Source organism: Streptococcus porcinus (assembly GCF_901542335.1).
GTDB lineage: Bacteria > Bacillota > Bacilli > Lactobacillales > Streptococcaceae > Streptococcus > Streptococcus porcinus_A.
Map to the genome: position 1 here is coordinate 1,373,671 of NZ_LR594036.1, position 24,362 is coordinate 1,398,032.

Consider the following 24,362-nt stretch of genomic DNA (forward strand, 5'->3'; position numbering starts at 1 on the left):
ATGCCTCCTTTATTATAACAATTTCAATATATCTAGATAAATAGCATCAGCTAACTGACAACCTTTTTCTAAAATATCTTGTCCATTCTGACGATGTTCTGTAACAAATTTCTCATCTTTAATCCCTGCTAGATTAATCAAAACATTTAACCAAGCTCCTTGCAAAGCAGCTTTTAAATGTAATGCCGCTACACCCAAATCACTAGCAGCATTCGTATTTGATTTTCCAACTGCTTTTTTAGTGATTTCAAGTGCTTCAAAAATCTCTTGCATCATTGCAAAGGGTGATTTTGTAGCCTCTTTTAAGGCTTTTTGCATAGCTTCTCGTCTTTTAACTTTATCATCATCTGTTTCTTTAGGTAAAGCAAAAACAGCAGACACTAAGTTAAAGGCTTCGGTATCTTTATCAACGGCATCTAACAAGCTTTTTTGTAGGTGACTTGCTTCTTGATGAAGTTCTTTTATAAGGTCTTGATGCTCCTCATATTTTTTCTTACCAATGGTTAAATCACATACCATCTTTGTCAGAGAAATGCCATTAACTGCTGATAAAGCCGCAGCCGATCCTCCACCAGGAGCAGGTTTATCAGACCCTAGGACTTGAGCAAACTCAGTCAAGGTTAAATCAACTAATTTCATTGTTCCTATCCTTTCTAACCTAATAAATGATTTTCTAAAACTTGTTTGCTATAATCAAAATCCTCCACTTGGAGATAGTACTCTGCGACGTCAATGAGGGCTTTAGCTGGAGCAAGGCCGATAATCTCTGAGCCGATAATATTGACACCATACCGTCTTGCTTCAAATTTAATTGTTTCAAATGTTCTATAGAGGGAACATTTTTCAAAGTTGACCATATTCATAGAAACTTGAGCAATATGACGTTCTTCTAACATGACTCCAATAGCTTTACAATATTTATAACCTCCTCCAGAGCCTCGAATAATTTTAGCAATCTTATTTGCAATCTCAAGATTATCTGTATCTAAATTAACATTAAAAGCAACGAGGGGCATTCGCGCTCCTACGGCTGTTACACCTGCAGTCGGATGAATTTGTCTATCTCCAAAATCGGGAGCCCAATTCTCTTCTAAAAGTTTCTCTGGCATGCCTTCAAATTGTCCTTTACGAACCTTTGCTAAATTTGTTCTTTCTGGGCAAGTAGCTGATGCTTCATACAAAAAGATAGGAATTTGTAACTCTTTATTAATTCTTTCAGCAACTTTTTTTGAAATGTCAACACATTCTTCTGTAGTAATATCTTTAATAGGTACAAAAGGCAAAACATCGGTTGCTCCCATTCGCGGATGTTCACCGTGATGTTTCGTCATATCAATATGTTCACTAGCATATTTTACAAGAAGAAAGGCCGCTTCTTGAATGGCTACTTCATCGCCAACTAATGTAAAAACACTGCGATTATGACTAGCATCAGAAGAATAGTCTAATAGGGTAACGCCAGGAACACTTTTTGCCGTTGCAACCAGACCATCGATAGTAGCCTGATTTCGACCTTCTGAAAAATTAGGGATACATTCAACAATTTTTGACATTTTCTTCTCCTTTAGATTTATGATTTTATAACACAAATTATGTTTGCGCTTACATTTTATTGTAACAAAGAAAAGCGAGGAATAAACGGAACAGTTACTTTCGCCAACTCCCCGCACAGGAATCAGTCCTTAAACAATTGGGATACTGACTCTTTGACCAATTCTTCATCAGCTAAATAAGGAATAGTAATATGATCTGTTCCTTCATTTAATTTGTTATACTCAATGGAGGTTTCTATAGCATGTTCATTTCGTGCCCAACTACGCCTTGCGACACCACCCATAGTATCCCAAGCAATAGCTGATTTAATGATTTCATCAATTCTTTCACTACCATCAAGTACTAATCCAAAGCCACCATTAATTGCCTTGCCAATACCAGTTCCACCTCCATTATGTAAGGCTACTAAACTCATACCTCTAGCAGCATTTCCGGCATAGCATTGAACTGCCATATCGGCACAAATATTGGAACCATCTTTAATATTTGAAGTTTCACGGAAAGGTGAGTCTGTCCCCGATACATCATGGTGGTCACGACCAATCATGACAGGACCAATTTTACCCTCGCGAATCAATTGATTAAACTTGAGAGCAATATTAACGCGTCCCATACAATCTTGATATAGAATCCGAGCTTGGGTCCCCACTACTAATTGATTCATTTCAGCATCTCGAATCCAGTTGTAGTTATCACGGTCTTGATAACGTCTCTCAGGATTAATAACTTCCATTGCAGCATGGTCAGTTGCTACTAAATCCTCATGCTTACCACTTAGGCAGCACCAACGGAATGGTCCATAGCCATAATCAAATAGCATTGGCCCCATAATATCTTCGACGTATGATGGCCAAATAAAACCATCCTTATCATCAATACCATTTTTAGAAATTTCAGAAATACCTGAATCATAAACAGATTTCATAAAAGCATTTCCATAATCAAAGAAATAAGTTCCTTTTGAGGTTAACGCTTTAATGGCATTGAAATGACGTTCTAGAGTTTTGTCAACTAATTGATGGAACTTATCTTTATCATCAGCCAACAGTTGTGTACGTTCATCAAATGTCATCCCCACTGGGCAATAACCGCCATCATATACATTATGACACGAAGTTTGATCCGAGAGAAGGTCAACTTGAATATTATTTTCATTCACATATTCTAAAAGATCAACAATATTGCCATGATATGCAATTGATGTTGAGTTTTTAGCCTGTTGAGCTCGTTGAGCTAAAGCAACTGCTTCTTCAGCCGTTTCGGCAACTTGACTAATCCATCCTTGAGAATGACGTGTTTCAATACGAGAGGCATCAACCTCAGCAATGATAGCAACAGCCTTAGCTATTTCAGCAGCTTTCCCTTGTGCACCACTCATACCACCTAGTCCTGAAGATATGAACAATTTGCCTTCTAAATTGCCATCATCAGGAATTCCAAGTTTTAAGCGTCCAGCATTTAATAAGGTGTTAAACGTTCCATGAACAATCCCTTGCGGGCCAATATACATCCAACCACCTGCGGTCATTTGACCATAGTTAGTAACACCCATTTCTTCAGCAATTTCCCAGTCCTTCATGTTATCATATTCGCCTACCAATAAACCATTGGTTATGATAACACGCGGAGCTTCTGGTTTCGACTTGAAAAGTCCTAAAGGGTGGCCCGATTCAACGACTAGAGTTTGTTCTTCTGTCATTATTTCGAGGTACTTCTTAATTAAGTTATACTGCATCCAGTTGGCACAAACAGAGCCTGTTTCCCCATAGGTTACCAATTCATAAGGATATAAGGCAATTTCAAAACTTAGGTTATTGTCAATCATAACCTGCATAGCCTTAGCTGCTGTACAATTTCCCTTATAGTCATCAATAGGTTTTCCATAAATTCTTTCTTTTGGTCGCCAACGATACCCATAAATCCGCCCTCTAGTTTTTAGTTCTTCTAAAAATTCTGGAATAATTTCTTTATGAAATTTTGGTGGAATATACCGCAAGGCATTTTTTAGTGCAATTTCTGTCTGTTTTTGACTTAAGCGAAATCCCCGATTTGGCGCCCGCCTGATTCCTTCTTGAAAGACAGTTTTTTCAGGTAAAACATCATCTAATTTTACCGTCATAGCTGTGGCAATATCAGCTTCACTATAAAAAGTCATCGTAAACCTCCTTATGTCTTTTGACCATTGTTTATTTTCACACTTAGTTTAAAAAAGAGCCGTCGATTTTTAGTCTAGTTTTTTTGAAAATAGCTATATTTTTTTAAATAAAGGCTGAAAACCTATTTTTTGACTAAAATTTGACGTTTTTGAACTATGATTTAGATGAATCCATTAATGAAAAGGAGAAAATATTATGATTGCTGATGCCATATTGACCCATTTTAACCAAGTATTCTGCCCAAATGACCTAGGTCATCCCCTTTCGGGACATGAAATGAAAAAAGCAGAAATTATTGAAGATGCCTATATTGCTATTAAAGATGGCAAAATTCTAGCAGTCGGCAAAGGGAAACCTGAACAAAATTTAATAGGAAAAAATACCAAAATTAAATCCTATGAAGGAAAGATTGCTACACCAGGTCTCATTGATTGTCATACTCATCTTGTATATGGAGGTAGCCGGGAGCACGAATTTGCTCAAAAATTAAATGGTATTCCTTATCTTGACATCTTAGCTCAAGGAGGAGGAATTCTTAGTACAGTAACCTCGACACGCAATGCTTCCTTTGAAGAACTTTACGATAAATCAAAAAGGCTTTTAGATTATATGTTACTTCATGGAGTGACTTCTGTTGAAGCTAAAAGCGGCTATGGATTAGAATGGGAAACCGAAAAACGGCAATTAGAAGTTGTCAAAGCTCTGGATAAACAACACCAAATCGATTTGGTTTCAACCTTTATGGCTGCCCATGCAATCCCAAGTGAGTACAAAAATCATCCCTATGACTATCTGAAATTGGTTGTTGAGACAATGCTTCCAATTGTCAAAGCGAATGACCTTGCAGAATTCTGTGATATCTTTTGTGAAAAAGGAGTTTTTACAGCTGAAGAATCCTCTTATCTTCTCTCAAAAGCTAAGGAATTAGGTTTCCAATTAAGAATTCATGCTGATGAAATTGAATCTATTGGAGGTGTCGATGTTGCTGCCGAGCTAAATGCAACCAGTGCGGAACATCTTATGATGATTACTGACACAGGCATTGACAAATTAGCAAAAGCAAATGTTATTGGTAACTTACTCCCTGCTACCACCTTTAGTTTAATGGAAGATACTTATGCTCCAGCTCGTAAAATGATTGACAAAGGGATGGCAATTACCTTGTCCACTGATAGCAATCCAGGATCTTGTCCTACAGCTAATATGCAGTTTATCATGCAACTTGGATGCTTTATGATGCGATTAACACCTATTGAAGTATTGAATGCCGTTACAATCAATGCCGCCTATGCCATTAGAAGACAGACTAAGGTTGGCTCATTTGAAAAGGGCAAGACAGCCGACATTGCCATATTTGATGCACCAAATATAGATTATCTGTGTTACTTTTTTGCAACAAACCTCATCGATCAAGTTTACAAAAATGGCCGTTGCGTTGTCAAGAATGGTCATATCCAATAAACTAACCTATATACCTACTTATCATTTATTGGTATAGCTGGATGCGACTTAAAAGCCAGAGTTAGTATCTCTAACTCCGGCTTTTCCATTAATTCAAATCTTATCACTTCAATTTATTACTAGGATGCAATAAGCTCACTATAAGATAAGTTCCTGCTACTGACAATAAAATAGTGATAACCAGTGATAACAATTGAGGAAGTAAGCTGCTAAGATCAAAACAGATGACGCCTAAACTCCCTAAGAATCCTCCTATCCCATTCATTGCAAAAGAATCTACCACATCATCTACATCGAGGTATTTTACGACAAAAAAAGATAATGCATAAGTTCCAAAAGAGGCAAAAAAGCAAATGAAGACCATCTGCAAAGGAGAAACAAATCCTACACCTGCAGTACTAGTCACTAAGCCTAGCACCGTACCATTTAATAAAACTGGCAAAGTGTATTTTCGTTCCAAGATATATTCTGCAATACTAAAGGAAATACCGCCAGAAATAATAACTATAAAGGTATTGAGTATGGCTGTAACTGCAAGTTGATTAAAATCTCCCGCTGGACCTGCGTTAAAGCCAAACCAACCAAAAGTAACTAGTAAAACACCTAGAAATTGCCATTTTACTTGGATTTCTTGAGGATGTTGATGTGGTGTCTTACCAGCTTGCTTTGCAAGAATCAAGCTCGAAAGACCAGCTGAAAGGTGGACAACCATACCTCCTGAAAAGTCTCTGACCCCTATACTGGCTAGGAAACCATCAGGATTCCAGACTAAAAAAGCTAAGGGACAGTAAACCAAAAGCATCCATAAAATAGCAACCTTCAATAATAAGGAGGTCGACATACGATCAATGACTGAACCAATTAACATAACTATGGCATACAAACAAAAACAAAGCTGAAATAATAGGTTCAAAATACTATTAAAGTGTAGGGGGTGTGAAAAAAACGGAGACCAGAATGTCCCCTTAAAGGTTAAACCGAATGCAAATAAAATCCACACAAATGAAGAAACTAAAACAATAAGTTGAAATCGATAAATAATCGAGGAACTTAATTCTGGACTCAAACTTGACACATATATGAGTGCCACACCAAAAATCATCAACCACATCACTAATATACAAATTAATAAAAACATGTCATTGCTTCCTTTACAAAGAAAATAGAATTTGTTACACTATTTTAGTTAACTGGTTACGTATAATACTTCAGACCTGAGCTTGTCAAGGAGGAAAAATGAAAAACTATCGTATCATAATTATTGGAGCTGGTGCTTCTGGAATTGGTTTTGGAGCTTGCCTTAAGAAGGTCGGCATTGATGATTTTTTGATTTTAGAAAAAGGTGTCATTGGAGACAGTTTTTTAAAATGGCCAACCACAACTCAGTTTATTACTCCCTCTTTTACCACTAATGGATTTGGCTTCCCCGATTTAAATGCCGTTGTTCCCGACACATCACCAGCATTTTCATTTGAAAAAGAACACCTTTCTGGAAAAGAGTATGCTCACTATCTACAATTAGTTGCTGCTCACTATCACTTGCCTATAAAGCTTCAAAGTCATGTTCGAAACATTGAAAAATCTCAAGGAGTTTTTATTATCGAAACGCAAAAAGAAAAACTGACTGCCAACTATCTAATCGTTGCTACTGGTGAGTTTCAAAATCCCAATAAAAGTTCGATAAAAGGGGCAGACTTAGGGATGCATTATGGGGAGATTGAGAATTTCCATGTAACCTCTGAAGATCCTTTCATTATAATAGGTGGCAACGAAAGCGCCTGTGACGCCCTAACACACTTAGCATATCGAGGCAACCAAGTTCATCTCTTTACCGATAGCTTGGGACAAAAGGAAGATAATCCTGATCCTAGTATTTCATTGTCTCCAATTACTAAGGAAAGATTAAAGCATATCCAGTCAAATCCCCAATATAACATTAAGATAGAAGAAAAAAAGAAAGCAATCGCAATAGAGCAAATCGATGACTATTACCATGTTAGCTTTTCAGATGGTTCATATGCCAAAAGTAAACATAAGCCTATATTAGCAACTGGTTTTCTCAACACTTGTCACCGTATTGATGGCCATCATCTTTTTAACTATGATGATCACCAACTCCCAATGGTTACAGAACATGATGAATCAACAATACTAACAAACTGTTTTTTGATAGGACCAAGCTTACGCCAAAGAGACACTATTTTTTGTTACATTTACAAATTTCGCCAACGCTTCCTGCCAATAATCTGTGAGATAGCTAAACGCGAAAAAATAAATTTAGATGAAAATGCACTTTCTTTATATAAAGAAAATCAAATGTTTTTAACTGATTTGGATTGTTGCGATGTTAACTGTGACTGCTAAGGAAACCTTAAAATAATTATGTTACAATAAAATCATATTGTAATTGTCATAAGGAGGAAACATGAAGAAAGCCTACATTTCATATCTATCTGCAGCAATCTTTATCCTTTACGGATACCTCTATCATAAATGGACATTTTTAGGAGTCGGTGCGGTAATTTTTCTTATCGGATTGGCGGACCATCTAAAAAAATAAGACCGTTCGGTCTTATTTGAGAACGTAGACAAACTCCTAAAAATAAAAAGTTTGAATAGACTTGCGTAAAATAACAAGATATTAAACTCTTAAAAATGTTGATATTCCAATATTTATGAGAGTTTTTGTTTTTCATGATAATAAAAAAAGATTGAAGAAAATTGTCCAAAATGGACTTTTTCTTCAATCAGAAATAAGATCATTCGGTCTTATTTTTTATTATCAGAGAGAAAGTTACTAGGTCTCCTTAAAAGCTTTAACTAATTGGTTGAACTCTTCATTGCTGAGTGTGATCCCTTTACCCATTTTAGTATGATCTGGGCTCCAAGAACGAATATCCCATTTAGGCTCTGCACCATTAAAAGAGACTCGATTTAATTCTTTTGTCCAACCTTTATCTGTTTCAGATAGCGTTAGTAAATGTTCTTCTATTTTAAATGTAAATTCTGCCATTTTTATTCCTCCCATTTTATTATTCGAAAAAACCTGAAATGTATTTTCTTTTAAATTTTTCCTATTTAGGGTAAAATACTATAAAATCATTTTATCAATAAAAAAGGAATTTAGCTATGAAATCATTTTTAATGCTTCTTAAATCTATTCTTATCGATTTTATAGATAACAAGCCGCAAAATAAACACTCTATTTCGCTACACTCCAACCACCTAATCACTGCTATCAACAATGCGCTTCAAGAGCAAGCACCCATTCATATTATTAGTCATGAAAAAAGTGTTACTGGAACCTTAATAAAATATGACAAATTAGAGGGTCAAGTTATCCTTAATGATAGCAAGAACAATCTAACTTCTATCATCCCCTTAAATGAGATTGAAAAAGTAACTCTGTTACCTAAGACTTCAACCAACAATAATCATTAAAAGATAATGTCTTCTTTAAAAACTAATAGACTGGTCTTTAAGAAGGCATTATCTTATTTATTATACTCTTACAGTTTGGCTACTACCGTCTTTCTGATAAAGATTAACTAAGCCTTCCTTACATGCTCTTATCATATCACCAGCTTTAACAGCTTGAGGTAAACTGATGGTTAAAAGCGCCATTGGGTTAGGAGCACGATCAATTTTATGACCTTCTTCATCATGTAAATCTTTAACAATAGTTTCAAAATGACGGAAGCCTGGTCCATAAAACTCGATTTTATCACCCTCGTGGATTACATTTCGTTGGCGTATAGTCGCTGTCATTGTCGTCTCGTCAAATGAAACAACTTCACCAACAAACTTATACTGTGGGATTTTACGGCGAGCTCCAAATAGTTGCTCATTTTCAGTTGGGATGCCATAATAAAAGCCAGTCGCTAATTCTCTTTGGGCAACCTTCCAGAGTTCATCAACTAACTCTTCTTTAATTGCATAAAATGCTTCAGGACTTTCCATATAGGCATCTACCGCAGCTTTATAGCAGTTTGTGACTGTTGATACGTAATGGATAGATTTCATCCTTCCCTCAATTTTAAGACTGTCAACCCCATTTTCAATCAAGTCTGGTATATGGTCGATCATACACATGTCCACAGAAGACATGGAATACTCCTCTGGGATTTCACCCTTTAAAGAACGCCGTTCAGAACCAAAAGGCATGTCATAAAGGTCATACTTCCAACGACAGGACTGTGAACAACCGCCACGATTAGCATCACGATGACTCATGTGATTAGAAAGGACACAGCGTCCTGAATAAGAGATACACATTGCTCCGTGGACAAAAGCTTCGATTTCTACTTCGGTTCTTTTACGGATTTCAGCTAATTCAGCCATGTTGACTTCACGAGCCAACACCACTCGGGTTAAGCCCATTTCTTTCCAAAATTCAAAGGTTTCGTAATTGGTCGATGATGCCTGAGTGGATAAATGAATTTCTAATCCTGGTGCTTCTGTCGAACAAATAAGGATAAGTGCAGGGTCAGAAACAATTACAGCATCTAAACCCATATCACGAAGCTGGCGAAACCATTCTCCAGCTCCTTCTTCATTTCCTTCGTGTGTAACCATATTAGCAGCTACATATACTTTAGCACCACGTGCATGCGCGTAATCAATACCTTCTTGTAATTCTTCCATGGAAAAATTACCTGCTCGACTACGTAGGCCATAAGCTTGCCCACCAACAAAAACGGCATCTGCACCGTAATCAATAGCAACTTTTAATTTTTCAAGCGTCCCAGCAGGTGATAAAACCTCTGGTCTTTTCTTCGTATGTATCATCATTTATTCTTTCTATTTTCAAGATAGTTAGATAAAATCTAAAAGGTTTTAAGCATTATTTCTTCAAGCCTTGAAATAGTAAAACTCACTCTCGAAGAAATTAAGTAGTTATTTGACCAGTTTAGGATCAAAGTCGTAAAAACCAGTATCTAAGCCACGCCCTTTTGGATGTAAGGCTTTCACCTTTTGATCCAATAGTTCTGCCTTTTCAAGGCTCCATTGCTTAGCCTCTAATAAGTTTTTAGCTTCAATAAATAAGCGACAAATAGCGACAAATTCTGAGCCAGGGCAATAAATGCCATCTAACTTCCAATGGCTTAATCGGTGCTCGTATAACTGGTCAAGCTTGGTCATCATATCAATGTCATTATTCATAAAAATGTGTGTGCCATGTTTATCCTGATAGATGGAATAATGACTATCATGATCACTAGGTTCAGCAAGAAATAGGCCACGTTGTCTTGTAACTTCATCATCAATATGTGTGAAGTTATAATAGTTTTCTAAAAGCGGACGTTTCGAATGGTGGATAACAGATGCGCCATAAACCAATACTTCGGCAGGATATTCAAGATTGGCTGCTAAGGTAAAGAGCTCCTCAGATGGAATTTCACGAGCTAAGACTGTCTCTACAGCACCATGTTCACCCCAAAAATTAACTTGTCGACTAGAAGTCACAAACACTGATGTATCATAAATCAATTTAAAATTGTAACCATCTCGTTTGTTCACGTAAAAGAGCCCAGCATCACCTACAACAAGGTAATCCACTTGGATTTCTTTCATTAAATCTAAAAATGGCTTGATTTGATCCATCATATCCTGATGCATCAAAGCATTACAAGCGACTGTTAATTCTTTGCCCGCCTCGTGGACTAATTTCGCAATTTGTCGAATTTGATCTTCAGAAAAATTATAAGGTAAACGTAAACCGTAATTTTCTTCACCAATATAAATTCGATCTACACCAATTTCTAGAAGTTCTTCAACTTGTTCAATACTCTCAGCTGTTGCTGTAATGATTATTTTTTCCATAGGAATTAATTATACCAAATTTAGAGAAAATTGGAGCATATTTCTTGTCTAAAATGAGATATTGTGCTTAATTTTGCAAATTTTTTAAATTTTAGTGACAAAAATCTTTTTTTATGTTAAAATGACTTAGTATCTCAGAGGAAAGGAGAGGACTATGCCATCACCATTAAAAAAGCAAGATGAATTTGATTATCTCAATCAAGAAATTGATTCCGAACCCAAATTTCAAGATTTTCAAAACCTTAGTAGTCAGAAAACAAAACTAGATGAACTTTTGTTTTTTGCTCGTATTGCATTTTTTAGTATGGTTACTGTTTTATTTGCATTTGTCCTACTCGCTATGCATTTAGCTCCTTTATGGGCTTTCTTATTCTCTAGCTTGTTGAGCTACGGAACTACTCTAGCAATTTCAAAAACAATTCATTCATTTTTACCATAAAAAATCCTATTAGTGAGTTGACTAGTAGATAAAAATTAGACATTATCTTTTAAGCGAAGGACTTAGTTCTGTATAACACAGAACTAAGTCCTTCTTTAGTAACCGCACTATTCTAGTTACCTATGGCTTTCCTTTGAATAGGGAAAATTCAATTTTTCCTGAGTAACTCTATTTCATATGAAAAAGCACTCCAAACGCTAGATTTTTCAGCTAACTTTTGGAGTGCTTTTTATATCAAATACTTTTTATAACTCTGATGATTTATGAATTTCCGAAAAAGACTCAGACGATATTGGACCCTCTGACTCCGCTGTGCGAAGAGTACTTCCTTCTAAATCATTAACTTTTTGCTTATCTAATTCCTCAATGATAGGGACTAGTTTTTACTGGCTCTGCCGTTGATAAATTATTTTCAATATCAGTATAGTCAATAATGACATCCTCTTCTGATACAGTTACATCTTCTTTAGAAGAAGACTCACTGGCTTGTTCAGCAAAATATTGACTAGCTTTTTTTAGGAATTGATTGGTTGTTTCTTTAACACTTTCCAAGACTTGCTCAGGTGTTAATTCACCATTTTCAAATTTATTTTTATAGGTAGTAAAGGTATCCTTAGCTAGATTGCTATACTCAGAACCTTTTTCTTTTGCCATTTGATGGTAGTCATCTGGATTTTCTTTGTAAGCTTCGAAAGCTTTTTCAGCACGCGCTTTGATTGCCTTACCTTTATCACTGCTAAGAAAATAAGCTGTTGCAATACCTGTTGCAGTACCAATAACAAAAGATTTTAAAAATTTACTCATGCTTTTTCTCCTTTTTTATTAAATATTTTACTGGCTACTTTGCCAACAATAGCTGCTTTACTCATGGTTGAAGCTTTGCTCGTTGCTGAGCTTGCCTTGTGACCGAAATTTCTTGCTTGGACATTTAGATCTGAGACACTTTCAGAAAGATCAGCAATTGCAACAAAGAGAGGATCAATAGTTGCTACTTTACCGTTCACATCTTCAACCAATACATTAGCTTTAGCCAAAATTTCATTGGTTTGATAAAGTGTTACATTCACATCACTGGTTAGGACGCTAATTGTTTTTTTTGTTTCATCAATTGTTTCAGAGACTTTTTTCAAAACCAGAATCAAAAAAATAACTAAGGCAACAAACGCTAAAGCAATAATAGTAAGTGCAATTCCAACTAAATCCATATTTTTCTCCTTTTTCCCTTAATCTTGATAATAAGGGATTCCCTTCTTTTGACGTCTAATCATGATAAAGACTAAACCAATGATAATTAAAACAATTGACACCAACTGTGACACTCTAAAACCAAGGAACATCAGACTGTCTGTTCTCATCCCTTCAATGACGAATCTCCCAATTCCATACCAAATGAGATAAAAAGCCATAATCTCACCTTCTTTTAAAAAAGCGGATTTACGTCGCAAGCGCATAATGACAACAAACCCCAATAGGTTCCAAAGCGACTCATATAAGAATGTAGGTGTACGATAATGACCATCAATAAACATCTGCTTTTGAATAATATGCGGTAAATAATCTAGATTATCAACAGTTTTCCCATATGCTTCTTGATTTACAAAGTTCCCCCACCGTCCGATAGCTTGTGCAATCATAACACCAGGTACTGAAATATCCAAAAAGGTAATGGGATCAATCATCTTGTAATAGGAGTAGACTATTAAGACCAGTGCCCCTGTGATTAAACCACCATAAATGGCAATGCCACCATTCCAAACCGCTAAGATTTCATTAGGGTGTTGTGAATAATACGACCACTCAAAAACAACGTAATAAATTCTTGCACCGAGGATAGCCAGAGGAAAGGCGATTAGAATAAAATCGATGATGTCGTCACTGCGTAGCTTTTTCCGCGGAGCCTCTTTAGTCGCCAGGTAAACTGCCAGAAGTAAGCCAGTCATAATACATATAGCATACCAGTGAATAGCAAATGGACCAATTTGAAACGCTATAGGATCAATCATATCACACTCCCTCGTTCTTACTGATTAATTGGGTAAGGCGATCCTCAAAAGTTTTGGTTGCATCAAAGCCCATTTGTCGAGCACGATGGTTCATAGCAGCCGATTCAATGACAACCGACACGTTACGACCAGTTTTAACTGGTATTCTAATCCTTGGAATTTTCACTCCTGAAAATTCAATCTCTTCATTTCCATTTCCCAATCGATCAAAGACTTTACCTGCCTCAAAATTTTCCAAGTAGATAGCTAGCTGAACTTGGGAGGAATCTTTTACAGCACTAGCACCATACAAGGACATAACATCAATAATGCCGACTCCTCGAATTTCTAGTAGGTGGCGCAATATTTCGGCTGGCTCTCCCCATAAGGTTTCTTCATCTTTAGCATAGACATCTACCCGATCATCGGCAACAAGGCGATGACCACGTTTAACTAACTCTAAGCCTGTTTCACTTTTCCCTATGCCAGAATCACCTTGAATCAGAACACCCATACCATAAATATCCATTAGTACACCGTGAACACTAGTTCTTTCAGCTAAAAGTGAATCTAAATAATAAGAAATACTTCCAGAAAGACGACTGGTTGACACTTTGCTTCGTAGTAAAACAATACCTTCTTCTTCTGCTGCTTGAATCATTTCTTCAGGAACAGACAAATCTCTAGAAATAATAACTGCCGGAGTGTCATTTTTAAACATTTCCTTCAAAACAGAATAACGATTATGTGCGGTCATTTTAGTCAAATATGACCATTCCTTCATCCCAAAAAGCTGAATTCGCTCAGGCGAGTAATAGTCAAAATAACCTGTCATTTCAAGTCCTGGTCTTGAAATATCTGAGGTTGTGATTTCCTTGGTCAGAAGGTCATCAGTACTGTATATCTTTTCTAAGCGAAGCCTATCAACAAGCATTTTTACTGTTACAGTCATAATTTCTCCTTTTATATATTATAACACAAGATAAAACCTTAACTCTAGCAAAGACTTGTAAAATTAGGATTTTCCTAAGACAAATATAAGGAAAAAGCCTTTATTAAAATAATAAAGACTCTAGTAGATATCAATACCTTCATTAAAAATCATAAGTCTATCCTGTTCATTTGACTCATGTTTATACGTTATTCTTACCAGAACCAACCATCATCGTCATTATTGGCTGGGTCAGCATTTTTACGCTTACGCGGACCATTAGCCCCATTCCTACCAATTAGATCTTCTTTGTAAGGAAGGAAGATAGCTAGTAGAATATAAAGAACTAGTCCAAAGCCCGAAAAATACATTAAGAGGGCTGCTAAGACACGGGCAACAGCCAAATCCCAACCATATTTGTCGGCCAATCCTGCTACAACACCTGCAATTAACCTATTTTTCCTTTGTTTATAGAATTTGCTTTCCATGATAAAACTCCTTTTATCTTCGATAGTAATATTATAATCCTTATGGGGAGAAAAATAAATCAGCCTTTTGACTGATTTATTTCAAGTAGTTGGCCTCGACAGCGACCACAAAAATAGATTTTAGTATTGATTCGTCGCTTACGTTGATAAATCTGGCGACAATTCTGACATTGATAAAACTTGTAACTTACTTTTTGCTGGCTCTTGGGTGCAAACCTTAAGCCATCAACTTTTCTTAAGAGTTCCTTGAAATCCTTATCTTGATGTCGGTATCCTTTTTTCGCAAAATAAAGATGATAGTGACAAAGCTCATGACGGACAATCTGACGAAAGACAGTCTCACCGAACTCTTGATAAAGATGAGGGTTAAAATCAAGATGACCATCACGCGGAAAAAAACGTCCTCCCGTCGATCGTAAGCGACTATTCCATATCGCTTGATGTCGAAATGGTTTGTCAAAATCTGCTAATGAAACTTCTTGCACATACTTAGTGAGATTCATTCGGCGCAATTAAGGAAAGATTTACTTTATGGCGAGCTAAATCAATTTTTGAAACCCAAACGGTAACCAAATCACCAACTGAAAGGACCTGGCTAGGATGGTTAACAAAGGTTTGACTCATCTCAGAAATATGAATGAGACCATCTTCGTGCACACCAATATCTACAAAGGCTCCAAAATCAACGACATTACGCACAGTACCTTCCAGTTTTTGTCCGATAGCTAAATCTTTCAGGTCTAAGATATCTTGACGCAGGACAGGAGTTTGAAACTCATCTCGTAAATCTCTTCCAGGTTTCAATAAATCACTGATAATGTCTTGCAGGGTTTCAAGACCAAGCCCCAAATCTTGCGACATTGTCTTTATATCAATACTTTTTAGCTTAGCGCGTGCCTGATCATCTAGATCACTAATTGCTAATCGTTTAAAGAGTTCTTTCACTGCTGGATAAGATTCTGGATGAACACCAGTATTATCCAATATGTTTTCAGCATTAGGTATTCTTAAGAAACCTGCGGCTTGTTCAAAAGCCTTCGCACCAAGACGGGGAACTTTCTTGATTTCAGCACGAGATTTAATACGGCCATTTTCTTCTCGATATTTGACAATATTTTCAGAAATGGTTTTATTTAAACCAGAAACATGGGACAACAGTACTGAACTCGCTGTATTTAAGTTAACACCAACTTGGTTAACAACTGTGTCCACGACAAAGTCTAAGTTATCAGAAAGTTTCTTCTGGCTAACATCGTGCTGATATTGTCCGACGCCAATAGATTTTGGGTCAATTTTGACTAATTCTGCCAAAGGATCCTGGAGTCTTCTTGCAATAGAAATAGCTGAGCGCTTTTCAACAGTTAGGTCTGGAAACTCATGTCTTGCCAATTCAGAAGCAGAGTAAACGGAAGCACCGCTTTCATTAACAATAACATATGAACAGTTTGGAAAATCTTTTAATACCTCTGCTACGAAAGCTTCGCTTTCACGGCTGGCTGTTCCATTACCAATAGCAATAATTTCAAGGTTATAATCTGAGATGATAGCCGCTAAGTCTTTTTTGGCCTGAGCAATCTTAGCTTGACTAGCAGGAGCTACTGGGTAAATGACTTGGGTTGTCATCAATTTACCAGTCTGATCAACAACGGCTAATTTTGCCCCTGTTCGAAAGGCTGGATCAAATCCTAAAACCATTTTTCCTTTCAGTGGTGACACCAGTAGAAGATGACGAAGATTTTCTGAAAATAGAGTAATTGCCCCATCTTCTGCGGCTTCTGTCAGCTCCGTTCGGATTCGTCTTTCCATTGCTGGTACTATTTTTTTCCTTATACTTTGCTGAATAACATCTTCAATATAAGCATTTTTTTCTTTGAAACGAACGCTGAAAAAACGAATCATTTTCTCAAAATGATGCTCAAAACCAACTTTCAGAATACCTAATTTTTCCCCACGATTAAGAGCTAATGTCCTATAGCCTTGCATTTTTGAAACTTTATCTGAAAAATCATAATAAATTTGAAAAATCTGTTTTTCATCCAAGCCCTTATCTTTAACTTGAGAAGTAATTAATGAATATGTCCAAATTTCATTATATGTCCAAGAACGAAGTTTGACATCTTCTGACATTGCTTCAACAAGAATATCGACAGCTCCAGACAAAGCCGATTCCACATTAGGAAAGGCATTACAAACAAATGCTTCTGCTTCTTTTTCTAAATTATTAGCATTTTGGAGAATAAGACGTGCCAGCGGAAAAAGTCCAGCTTCTCTTGCAATAGTCGCTTTCGTACGTCTTTTTTCTTTGTAAGGAAGGTAGAGTTCTTCCACATCAGCTAATTTTTCAGCAGCTAGGATACTAGCTTTTAAGCTATCCGTCAATTTTCCTTGCTCTTGAATTTTAGCTAGAACTGTTTCTTTTCTCTCCTGTAAATTTCTTAGGGATTTTTCTTGATCAATAATGGCTTTTATGACTACCTCATCGAGATTTCCTGTTACTTCCTTACGGTAACGTGCAATAAAAGGAATGGTATTCCCCTCAGCCGTCAAAGTTAAAACAGCCTCAATTTGTTTTTGAGACAGTTGCAAATCACTTGAAATGTGTTCAATAATATTTTTTTCCATAGTAGTAATATTATACCACAAAACTCCTATTAGATTAGACTTTTTCAGTTGATAAGTAAGTTGGAATAATCTAAAAATCACGCTGAGTTAGCGTGATTTTTAGATTTAGTTTAATTCAACAAGCTCCCCTGTTTCAAGATAGACGAGACGTTCACAGATATTAGAAATATAATCCGAAAAACGTTCCACATGACCAATCATATAGAGGTATTGAGCACCGTTTCGAACGGAGGTTTCTTGTTCTTTCATGACTGTCAGTATTTCTTTTGAGATGGTGTAGTATAAGTTATCTATAGCCTCGTCTTAATTAGCAATCATTATGGCTTTATCCGCATTATGACGGGGAAAGATAATTAATAAGTCTGACATCATCTTAAGAGCTTTCTGGCCAGCTTCGTGGATGCGCTCTTCTATCTCAACTAAAGCGTCCGCTTCTTTTAAGTTTAAGACTGCTTTCGCGATTCCTGCCATATGGTCTCCCATTCGCTCTAAGTCAGAGCAAGCTGACATAATTGTTAAGACAAATCGTAAATCTGTCACTTGTGGTTGCTGCAGAGCTAAGAGGCGAGCACAAGTTAATTCTATCTTCAGTTGTGCTTGATTAATCAACTTGTCTTCTTTTATAATCAGCTCCGCCATTGTTGTATCTTTAGCGGCTAATGCCAGTAATACTTTTGAAGCTGACTCTAAGACGGCAGTTCCCATGTCTAAAAAAAGGTGTTCTAGCTCTTGTAATTCTAATTCAAATTGATCTCTCATGGAATGTCCTTTCTCTATCCAAAGCGTCCAGAAATGTAGTCTTCTGTTCGTTTATCTTGAGGATTAGTGAAAATATCAACGGTATCACCAAATTCACAAATTTCACCTGTTAAGAAAAATGCTGTCTTATCGGAGATGCGAGAAGCTTGTTGCATATTATGGGTCACAATAATGATGGTATAGTCCTTTTTCAAGTTTTGAACCAAATCTTCAATTTTTAAGGTTGAGATGGGGTCTAATGCTGAGGTGGGTTCATCCATTAGGAGAACATCTGGTTCTACAGCTAATGCTCTTGCAATACAAATCCGTTGTTGTTGGCCGCCAGAAAGCGACATCGCATTTTTCTTCAAGTCATCTTTTACTTCATCCCAGATGGCTGCACCTTTTAATGATTTTTCAACGAGAGCATCCAGTCTTACTTTATCTTTGATACCATGGGTTCTAGGGCCATAGGCTACATTATCATAAATAGACATAGCAAATGGGTTTGGCTGTTGAAAAACCATACCAACACGTTTTCTAAGTGTGTTGAGGTTCATATTTTTGTCGTAAATATTCTTACCGTCAAGAGTGACTTGGCCTTCAATACGGCAACCTGCTACTAAATCATTCATCCTATTCAATGTTTTTAGGAAGGTTGACTTGCCACAGCCAGAAGGCCCTATTAGGGCTGTGATTCCTCCTTGAGGAAGCTCAATCGAAACATTTTTAAGGGCTTTAAAATCCCCATAGTATAAATCTAAATTTTTTACGGAAAAAGTTCCCATACTTAGGATGCTCCTTTCACAAGACGACGAGACAATAAACTCGAGATTGCATTAATAATTAAGACCGTGATGATTAAGATAACCCCTGTTGCATAAGCTTCTTTAACATGTAGCCCCTCACTTGACAGCATATACATGTGCAAGGCTAAGGAACGACCAGAAGCCATAAGGCTAGTCGGTGTATTAGTAGAAGTCCCTAAAGTATACATAAGAGCTGCTGTTTCTCCAACAATACGGCCTATTGCAAGAATAACGCCTGCAAGAATTCCTGGCATAGCCACAGGAAGTACGATTTTAAATACGGTTCGTAATTTTCCTGCACCAAGTCCATAACTGGCTTGGCGAACACTATCATTAACTGCTAGTAGAGCTTCTTCTGTTGCTCTGATAATTACTGGTAAAACCATGATAACTGAAGTCAAAATACCAGACAACAATGAATATTGGAAGCCCAAAAAGACTACAAAGAAAAGCATGCCAAAGAGTCCAAATACGATTGATGGGATTCCTGAAAGTGTATCAGCTGCAATCCGAATAATTTTAACCCAGAGTGATCCTTTTTTCGCATACTCAACTAGATAAAAACCAGCAAAAACGCCAATTGGCAAGGCTATTAAAAGAGAACCAAATACTAAAGCAAGAGTCGACACAATAGCTGGCATTAAGGAAACATTGTCAGATGTATAAGTCCATTCAAATAATTTGGGTGTGATACTGGGTAGTCCGTTTAGTAAAATAAAGCCAATAATTAGAAAAAGTGAACCAAAAGTGAGGATCGTAAAAAGATAAACTAAGCTTTTTAAAATATATTTACTCATGGACTGACTTTCCTTTCACATATGCGAAGCAGGCATTAATTAGTAAGATGAAGATAAAGAGAACCGCAGACGTTGCGATTAAGGCTTCTCTATGTTGACCAGAAGCATAGGCCATTTCTAAAACAATATTTGTGGTCATAGTTCTCGTTCCTTCAAATATACCACTTGGAATAATCGATTGATTACCTGCAACAAGAATCACCGCCATTGTCTCTCCAATAGCTCGACCTATGCCTAAAATAATTGCTGATAGAATTCCTGATTTTGCTGCTGGTAAAATGACTCTAAAAATGGTTCTTTCATGACTTGCTCCAAGGGCTAAACTACCAGAATAGTATGTGGCTGGTACAGTTCGAATAGCTGATTCTGACAAACTAATAATAGTTGGTAATATCATTATCCCTAATAGAATAGAAGCTGTTAAAACACTCATACCATTACCAGCAAAAGTTCTAATCCAAGGTACTAACAATTGTAGCCCAAAAAAACCATAGACAATGGAAGGAATAGCTGCCATTAAATTAACTGCAGACTTTAAAAAGGCGTACAATTGTTTAGGGCAATAATAGACCATAAAAACAGAGGTTAGAATCCCCGTTGGGACACCAATAATAATGGCGCCAATAGTAATTAAGAAAGACCCCAAAACCATTGGTAGGATTCCAAAACTGGCAGGCGTATTAGAAGGTGACCAGTCTTTACCAAATAAAAAATTGCCAATTCCGTATTTACCAATAAACGGGAGACCATTTATAAAAATGAAAACACAGATAAGCAAGATAGCAATAACTGCGGTTGCCGCACTTAGGAAGAATAAAATTCTAAAAAGTTCTTCTTTAAAAGCTTGTTTTTTCACATGCTTTCCTTTCTAACTAATGAAAGTAAGGGAGACCCCAGCCCCCCTTACAAAACAATCGACTTATTTGACTTTATTCCAACTAGTCACTTTACCAGTAAAGATATCTGTGATTGTCTTCATGCTGATGTTTTTTGCTTTATTGTCTTTATGAACAACTACTGCAATACCATCAAGTGCAATCGCATCATGTTTAAGTTTTTTACCTTCTTCAGGTGTTAACTCACGAGATACCATACCTATGTCAGCCGTCTTTTCAGTGGCAGCTGTAATCCCTGCAGATGAACCATTTGAGGTAATATCGATTGTAACTTCTGGGTTTTCTTTTTTATAGGCTTCCACTAGTTTCTCCATTAATGGAGAAACTGATGTTGAACCAACGATTGACAGTTTGCCGGACATTTTTTGTGAGGTATATTCTTTTGTTTCTGTTTTTGCCTCAACAAATTTATTATTAGCAACAACCTTTTGACCTTGTTTCGAGTGAATAAATGTGATGAAATCTTTTCCAAGATTTGAAAGGCTATCATTGAAGACGATGTTGAATGGGCGCTGTAGTGGGTAATCTCCATCTAACACTGTTTTTGCACTTGCTTCAACACCATCCACTTTTAGGGCTTTAACACTTTTATTAAGGGAACCTAGTGAAATATAGCCAATTGCATTAGCATTTCCAGATACCGCTGAAATGACACCTTCTGTACTATTTTGAACCACAGCAGATTTGGAGGTATTATCTACTTCTTTGCCGCTATTTTTTTCAAGATTCCAGTAATTTCAGTAAATGCTCCACGTGTCCCTGATCCATTTTCACGAGTGATAACTTCAATCTTACCACCACTATTAGAAGAGCCTGAGTTAGCGGTGTTATTACCACAAGCTGCAAGTCCTAAACCTGATAAACCAAGAACTGCTAAGGTAAGCATTTTTTTCATTTTCATAATCATCACCTTTTTATATTTAATAAAGTTTGTCTGTAGCTTTACTACACTTATAGTCTAACAAGTATTTGTAAAGATTTAGTAGTGATTAATGTAAAGATTTTGTAAATCTTATGCTAAGAGCATAAAAAAAGAGTTATAATAAACTCTTTTTAATCACTTGACTTCCTTTATTAGATAGTAGGGCAGGCTTATGGTAAATTGGCTGCCCTCTCCAAGCTTACTTCTTACAGTAACTGTGCCCCCTAAAACTTGAGTTAGTTCTTTTACAATTGAAAGTCCTAAACCAGTCCCTCCACTCTGACGACTTCTTCCTTTATTAACACGATAAAAGCGTTCAAAAATACGTTCTAATTCCATTTGTTTGATGCCAATACCAGTATCACAGACATTTACTTTAAGTTTTTCCCCATCAAGGATTGTTGATAAGGTAATTTTACCACCTTCTTCTGTATAGCGAATAGCATTTGATAACAAATTAAGCAGAACTTGTGACAAGAGGTATTTATCAGTTTCAATAACGACATCTTGCGTTAATTCAAAATATAAACTTTGCTTTTTTTCGTCCAATTGGTGTCTCATACTGTTAGCAATATAATGTAAAAAGTCGTTGACTGAAAATTGTGTTTTTTGCAACTGAGTATTCTTAGCCTTTGATAAAGTTAGCATATGTTCTACTATATGTTCTAAACGCAGACTCTCTTTATAGATAATATCTAAAAATTCCGCTTTTAATTCTATTTCATCTTGGGACATCTCCTTAATAGTTTCAGCAAAACCTTTAATAGAAGTAACCGGTGTCCGCAATTCATGGGAGGCATTAGACACAAAATCCATATTTAATTTTTCATAGGAGCGAATGGTTGTCAAATCATATAATAAAACTAAAACCTGAACAATTTCACCCTCTTGATTCGCAATTGGCACTGCAGTAACTTCTAAGATTAAATCACCATCATGAAAACCAGTTAATTCTTTCTTAATTGTTTTTTTAGTATCAAAAGCTTGTGCTATGGTAGCTTTTATATCTGTCCTTCCAATATCTTCAATACGCTCAAAGCTTACTTGCCCATCAGGAAAGAAGTGTGGTAAAGAGTTACTATGCAAAACAATTGCTTTTTCTTTTGTCACCAGCAACATTCCCATTGTTAGGTGCGAAGTGAGTGCTTCTAGATTTCCAGACAAACGTTCATTTTCATCCTTAGAGGCTTGTATTTGCTTCTGCAGCTTTTGATAGGTAAGAAAGATAGCCTTTAAATCTGCTTGACTTTCAGAAAAAAAACTGTCTGGAGCGACGAATTTACCCGTTTCAAGTATCTGAAATTGCCTTTCCCAATCAATCAATTTCTTTACTGGAATAAAACAGAAAACTAATAAGCAAGCACTCGCCAGTTGCAATCCTAATTGTCCCTTACTTATAAATAAAGAAAGAATAAGACAGAATAAGCTTAGAGCTAATATGACTTTTAGTTGTTTAAGATTTTTCTTCATCCTGCTTCCCCTTAAATTTATAGCCATAACCACGAATGGTTTTGATGAATTTAGGATTTTTGGGATCATCTTCTATCTTATCTCGTAATTTACCAATATGAACATCTACTAATCGCGTTTCTTGACCAAAGTCGTAACCCCAAATACGCTCTAATAATCTTTCTCGAGTTAAAGTCATGTTTGGGTGTTTTACCAAATAAAGCAACAATTCAAATTCTTTAGGGGTCACATTTAAAAGAATCTTATCTTTATAGATTTCATGACGTTCAGGGTAAATAACAAGATCATCAAAACTCCAAAACTCTTCTGCAAATCTCTCACTACTGTCTTCTTTATCAATTCGACGTAAGATAGCTTTCAAGCGAGCTACAAGCTCCCTTGGACTAAATGGCTTTGTCATGTAATCATCAGCACCCAACTCTAAAGCAAGCACCTTATCAAATTCGTCACTCTTAGCTGAGACCATCATAATTGGTGTCTGAATACCTTTAGCTCTGATTCTCTTACAAACTTCAATGCCATCTAACTGAGGTAACATAATATCAAGTAATATAAAATCATAGTGTTCTGACTCTGCTAGTTTTAGTGCTGTACGACCATCCTCGACTAATTCTGTTTCGTAACCTTCTTTGTTTAAATGGTAATCAAGTAGTCGTAAAATATGTTCTTCATCGTCAACCAATAATACCTGTTTTTTCATCTCTTACTCCTATAAAAGCCATTATAACACAATTTGAAAGAATAGCTTTTTTAGAGAGCCATACTACTTCAAGAATCAATTTACTTGTTCAAAGTTAACTTTTTAATGATTTCCTCGTGTTCTGGATAGTCCTTTAATAACATATCTTGACTTAAAAGTTCAAAATCAGAAAATTCAAATCCTGGTGCAACCATACAGGAAACTAAGGCATAATCTTGGTCAACTGTTGAACCAAATATAACTCCTTTAGGAACTCGAAATTGTAAGTTTTGACCCTTTGTTACGTCAGAACCAAGCTTCACCTTTTTATAACTCCCATCAGGATATAAAAGGTGGAGTGCTAATGGCTGACCTAGATGAAAATACCACATTTCATCTGAAGTCAAACGATGAAAACGTGAAGGATTGTCCTTTTCTAAAAGAAAATAGATACTCGTATAGAGAGATCTATGTTTTCCTTGCATTAAAACATAGTCAGAGGATTTTTCTATTTGCTTAAAAAAACCTCCTTCTGGATGAGCTTTTAAGCCTAATGAATGATTTCTTCGCTTGTATTCATAATAACTCCTTTATT

Annotated in this window: 24 protein-coding genes and 3 pseudogenes; 5 read left to right on the forward strand and 22 right to left on the reverse strand. The window is 36.3% G+C overall.

Annotated features, from left to right (window positions below):
• Positions 1 to 12: 12 nt before the first annotated feature.
• The 3 genes from FGK96_RS06550 to FGK96_RS06560 all read right to left on the reverse strand — a co-directional run bounded on the left by FGK96_RS06550 (position 13) and on the right by FGK96_RS06560 (position 3,709).
• Positions 13 to 639, reverse strand: a complete 627-nt coding sequence (locus FGK96_RS06550) for a cyclodeaminase/cyclohydrolase family protein (protein WP_138082438.1) — start codon at positions 637 to 639, stop codon at positions 13 to 15.
• Between the two features lie 14 nt (positions 640 to 653).
• Positions 654 to 1,553: a glutamate formimidoyltransferase gene (gene ftcD, locus FGK96_RS06555; RefSeq protein ID WP_138082441.1), complete on the reverse strand. Its 900-nt coding sequence runs from the start codon at positions 1,551 to 1,553 to the stop codon at positions 654 to 656.
• A 122-nt stretch (positions 1,554 to 1,675) separates the two neighbouring features.
• Entirely contained in the window at positions 1,676 to 3,709 is a 2,034-nt protein-coding gene (locus FGK96_RS06560) for a urocanate hydratase (protein ID WP_138082443.1), read from the reverse strand.
• Positions 3,710 to 3,905: 196 nt separating this feature from the next.
• Between FGK96_RS06560 and hutI the strand changes: the two genes are divergently transcribed.
• A complete protein-coding gene (hutI, locus tag FGK96_RS06565; protein ID WP_138082445.1) occupies positions 3,906 to 5,171 on the forward strand; it encodes an imidazolonepropionase in 1,266 nt (421 codons plus the stop codon).
• 103 nt (positions 5,172 to 5,274) lie between these two features.
• Here the strand turns inward: hutI and FGK96_RS06570 are convergent, their stop codons facing one another.
• Positions 5,275 to 6,309 carry an ammonium transporter gene (locus FGK96_RS06570; RefSeq protein WP_138082447.1) on the reverse strand — a complete coding sequence of 345 codons (1,035 nt, stop codon included), beginning with the start codon at positions 6,307 to 6,309 and terminating at the stop codon, positions 5,275 to 5,277.
• Positions 6,310 to 6,407: 98 nt separating this feature from the next.
• Between FGK96_RS06570 and FGK96_RS06575 the strand changes: the two genes are divergently transcribed.
• Together FGK96_RS06575 and FGK96_RS10655 are read left to right on the forward strand one after the other, a co-directional pair.
• On the forward strand, positions 6,408 to 7,535 hold the full coding sequence (locus FGK96_RS06575) for an NAD(P)/FAD-dependent oxidoreductase (RefSeq protein ID WP_138082449.1): 1,128 nt from the start codon (positions 6,408 to 6,410) through the stop codon (positions 7,533 to 7,535).
• Positions 7,536 to 7,596: 61 nt separating this feature from the next.
• Positions 7,597 to 7,731 (forward strand): hypothetical protein, encoded by a 135-nt coding sequence (locus FGK96_RS10655; RefSeq protein ID WP_093959075.1) that lies wholly within the window; start codon positions 7,597 to 7,599, stop codon positions 7,729 to 7,731.
• Positions 7,732 to 7,968: 237 nt separating this feature from the next.
• On the opposite strand, the gene FGK96_RS06585 is transcribed toward FGK96_RS10655, so the two are convergent.
• Positions 7,969 to 8,184, reverse strand: coding sequence for a YdbC family protein (locus tag FGK96_RS06585; RefSeq protein WP_093959077.1), 216 nt, complete (start codon positions 8,182 to 8,184; stop codon positions 7,969 to 7,971).
• A gap of 116 nt (positions 8,185 to 8,300) precedes the next feature.
• On the opposite strand from FGK96_RS06585, the gene FGK96_RS06590 reads away from it, so the two are divergent.
• A complete protein-coding gene (locus FGK96_RS06590; protein ID WP_138082453.1) occupies positions 8,301 to 8,612 on the forward strand; it encodes a hypothetical protein in 312 nt (103 codons plus the stop codon).
• Positions 8,613 to 8,672: 60 nt separating this feature from the next.
• Here the strand turns inward: FGK96_RS06590 and FGK96_RS06595 are convergent, their stop codons facing one another.
• Together FGK96_RS06595 and FGK96_RS06600 are read right to left on the reverse strand one after the other, a co-directional pair.
• Positions 8,673 to 9,959 carry a peptidase U32 family protein gene (locus FGK96_RS06595; RefSeq protein ID WP_093959132.1) on the reverse strand — a complete coding sequence of 429 codons (1,287 nt, stop codon included), beginning with the start codon at positions 9,957 to 9,959 and terminating at the stop codon, positions 8,673 to 8,675.
• A 108-nt stretch (positions 9,960 to 10,067) separates the two neighbouring features.
• Positions 10,068 to 10,994 carry a peptidase U32 family protein gene (locus FGK96_RS06600; RefSeq protein ID WP_138082455.1) on the reverse strand — a complete coding sequence of 309 codons (927 nt, stop codon included), beginning with the start codon at positions 10,992 to 10,994 and terminating at the stop codon, positions 10,068 to 10,070.
• 154 nt (positions 10,995 to 11,148) lie between these two features.
• Between FGK96_RS06600 and FGK96_RS06605 the strand changes: the two genes are divergently transcribed.
• A complete protein-coding gene (locus FGK96_RS06605; protein WP_093959080.1) occupies positions 11,149 to 11,433 on the forward strand; it encodes a DUF3270 domain-containing protein in 285 nt (94 codons plus the stop codon).
• Positions 11,434 to 11,796: 363 nt separating this feature from the next.
• Here FGK96_RS06605 and FGK96_RS06610 read toward each other — a convergent pair whose 3' ends face one another.
• The 15 genes and pseudogenes from FGK96_RS06610 to FGK96_RS06680 form a co-directional block, all read right to left on the reverse strand.
• Positions 11,797 to 12,237: a YtxH domain-containing protein gene (locus FGK96_RS06610; protein WP_138082457.1), complete on the reverse strand. Its 441-nt coding sequence runs from the start codon at positions 12,235 to 12,237 to the stop codon at positions 11,797 to 11,799.
• Positions 12,234 to 12,638, reverse strand: coding sequence for a DUF948 domain-containing protein (locus FGK96_RS06615; RefSeq protein WP_138082459.1), 405 nt, complete (start codon positions 12,636 to 12,638; stop codon positions 12,234 to 12,236). Before FGK96_RS06615 ends, FGK96_RS06610 begins: the two co-directional genes overlap by 4 nt.
• A gap of 18 nt (positions 12,639 to 12,656) precedes the next feature.
• Positions 12,657 to 13,436: a prolipoprotein diacylglyceryl transferase gene (gene lgt / locus FGK96_RS06620; protein ID WP_138082461.1), complete on the reverse strand. Its 780-nt coding sequence runs from the start codon at positions 13,434 to 13,436 to the stop codon at positions 12,657 to 12,659.
• 1 nt (position 13,437) lies between these two features.
• Positions 13,438 to 14,367 carry an HPr(Ser) kinase/phosphatase gene (gene hprK / locus FGK96_RS06625; protein WP_003085821.1) on the reverse strand — a complete coding sequence of 310 codons (930 nt, stop codon included), beginning with the start codon at positions 14,365 to 14,367 and terminating at the stop codon, positions 13,438 to 13,440.
• Positions 14,368 to 14,561: 194 nt separating this feature from the next.
• Positions 14,562 to 14,834, reverse strand: a complete 273-nt coding sequence (locus tag FGK96_RS06630; RefSeq protein WP_138082463.1) for a PspC domain-containing protein — start codon at positions 14,832 to 14,834, stop codon at positions 14,562 to 14,564.
• A gap of 59 nt (positions 14,835 to 14,893) precedes the next feature.
• Positions 14,894 to 15,337, reverse strand: coding sequence for a SprT family protein (locus FGK96_RS06635; RefSeq protein WP_172601609.1), 444 nt, complete (start codon positions 15,335 to 15,337; stop codon positions 14,894 to 14,896).
• Positions 15,324 to 17,456, reverse strand: coding sequence for a Tex family protein (locus FGK96_RS06640; RefSeq protein ID WP_138083514.1), 2,133 nt, complete (start codon positions 17,454 to 17,456; stop codon positions 15,324 to 15,326). The genes FGK96_RS06635 and FGK96_RS06640 overlap by 14 nt, the downstream gene beginning before the upstream one ends.
• Before the next feature lie 105 nt (positions 17,457 to 17,561).
• Positions 17,562 to 18,215, reverse strand: a pseudogene (gene phoU, locus FGK96_RS06645) (phosphate signaling complex protein PhoU).
• Positions 18,216 to 18,229: 14 nt separating this feature from the next.
• Positions 18,230 to 18,982, reverse strand: a complete 753-nt coding sequence (gene pstB, locus FGK96_RS06650) for a phosphate ABC transporter ATP-binding protein PstB (RefSeq protein ID WP_138082465.1) — start codon at positions 18,980 to 18,982, stop codon at positions 18,230 to 18,232.
• Between the two features lie 2 nt (positions 18,983 to 18,984).
• Positions 18,985 to 19,800 (reverse strand): phosphate ABC transporter permease PstA, encoded by an 816-nt coding sequence (gene pstA / locus FGK96_RS06655; protein ID WP_093959089.1) that lies wholly within the window; start codon positions 19,798 to 19,800, stop codon positions 18,985 to 18,987.
• Positions 19,793 to 20,656, reverse strand: coding sequence for a phosphate ABC transporter permease subunit PstC (gene pstC, locus FGK96_RS06660; RefSeq protein ID WP_138082467.1), 864 nt, complete (start codon positions 20,654 to 20,656; stop codon positions 19,793 to 19,795). The genes pstA and pstC overlap by 8 nt, the downstream gene beginning before the upstream one ends.
• Before the next feature lie 63 nt (positions 20,657 to 20,719).
• Positions 20,720 to 21,597: pseudogene (locus FGK96_RS06665) on the reverse strand (substrate-binding domain-containing protein).
• Between the two features lie 156 nt (positions 21,598 to 21,753).
• On the reverse strand, positions 21,754 to 23,088 hold the full coding sequence (pnpS, locus tag FGK96_RS06670; RefSeq protein ID WP_138082469.1) for a two-component system histidine kinase PnpS: 1,335 nt from the start codon (positions 23,086 to 23,088) through the stop codon (positions 21,754 to 21,756).
• The gene (locus tag FGK96_RS06675; RefSeq protein ID WP_138082471.1) at positions 23,072 to 23,788 is read right to left on the reverse strand and encodes a response regulator transcription factor; all 717 of its coding nucleotides are present in this window, start codon (positions 23,786 to 23,788) and stop codon (positions 23,072 to 23,074) included. The genes pnpS and FGK96_RS06675 overlap by 17 nt, the downstream gene beginning before the upstream one ends.
• Before the next feature lie 80 nt (positions 23,789 to 23,868).
• Positions 23,869 to 24,324: pseudogene (locus FGK96_RS06680) on the reverse strand (cupin domain-containing protein); the annotation flags it as partial.
• Positions 24,325 to 24,362 lie beyond the last annotated feature (38 nt).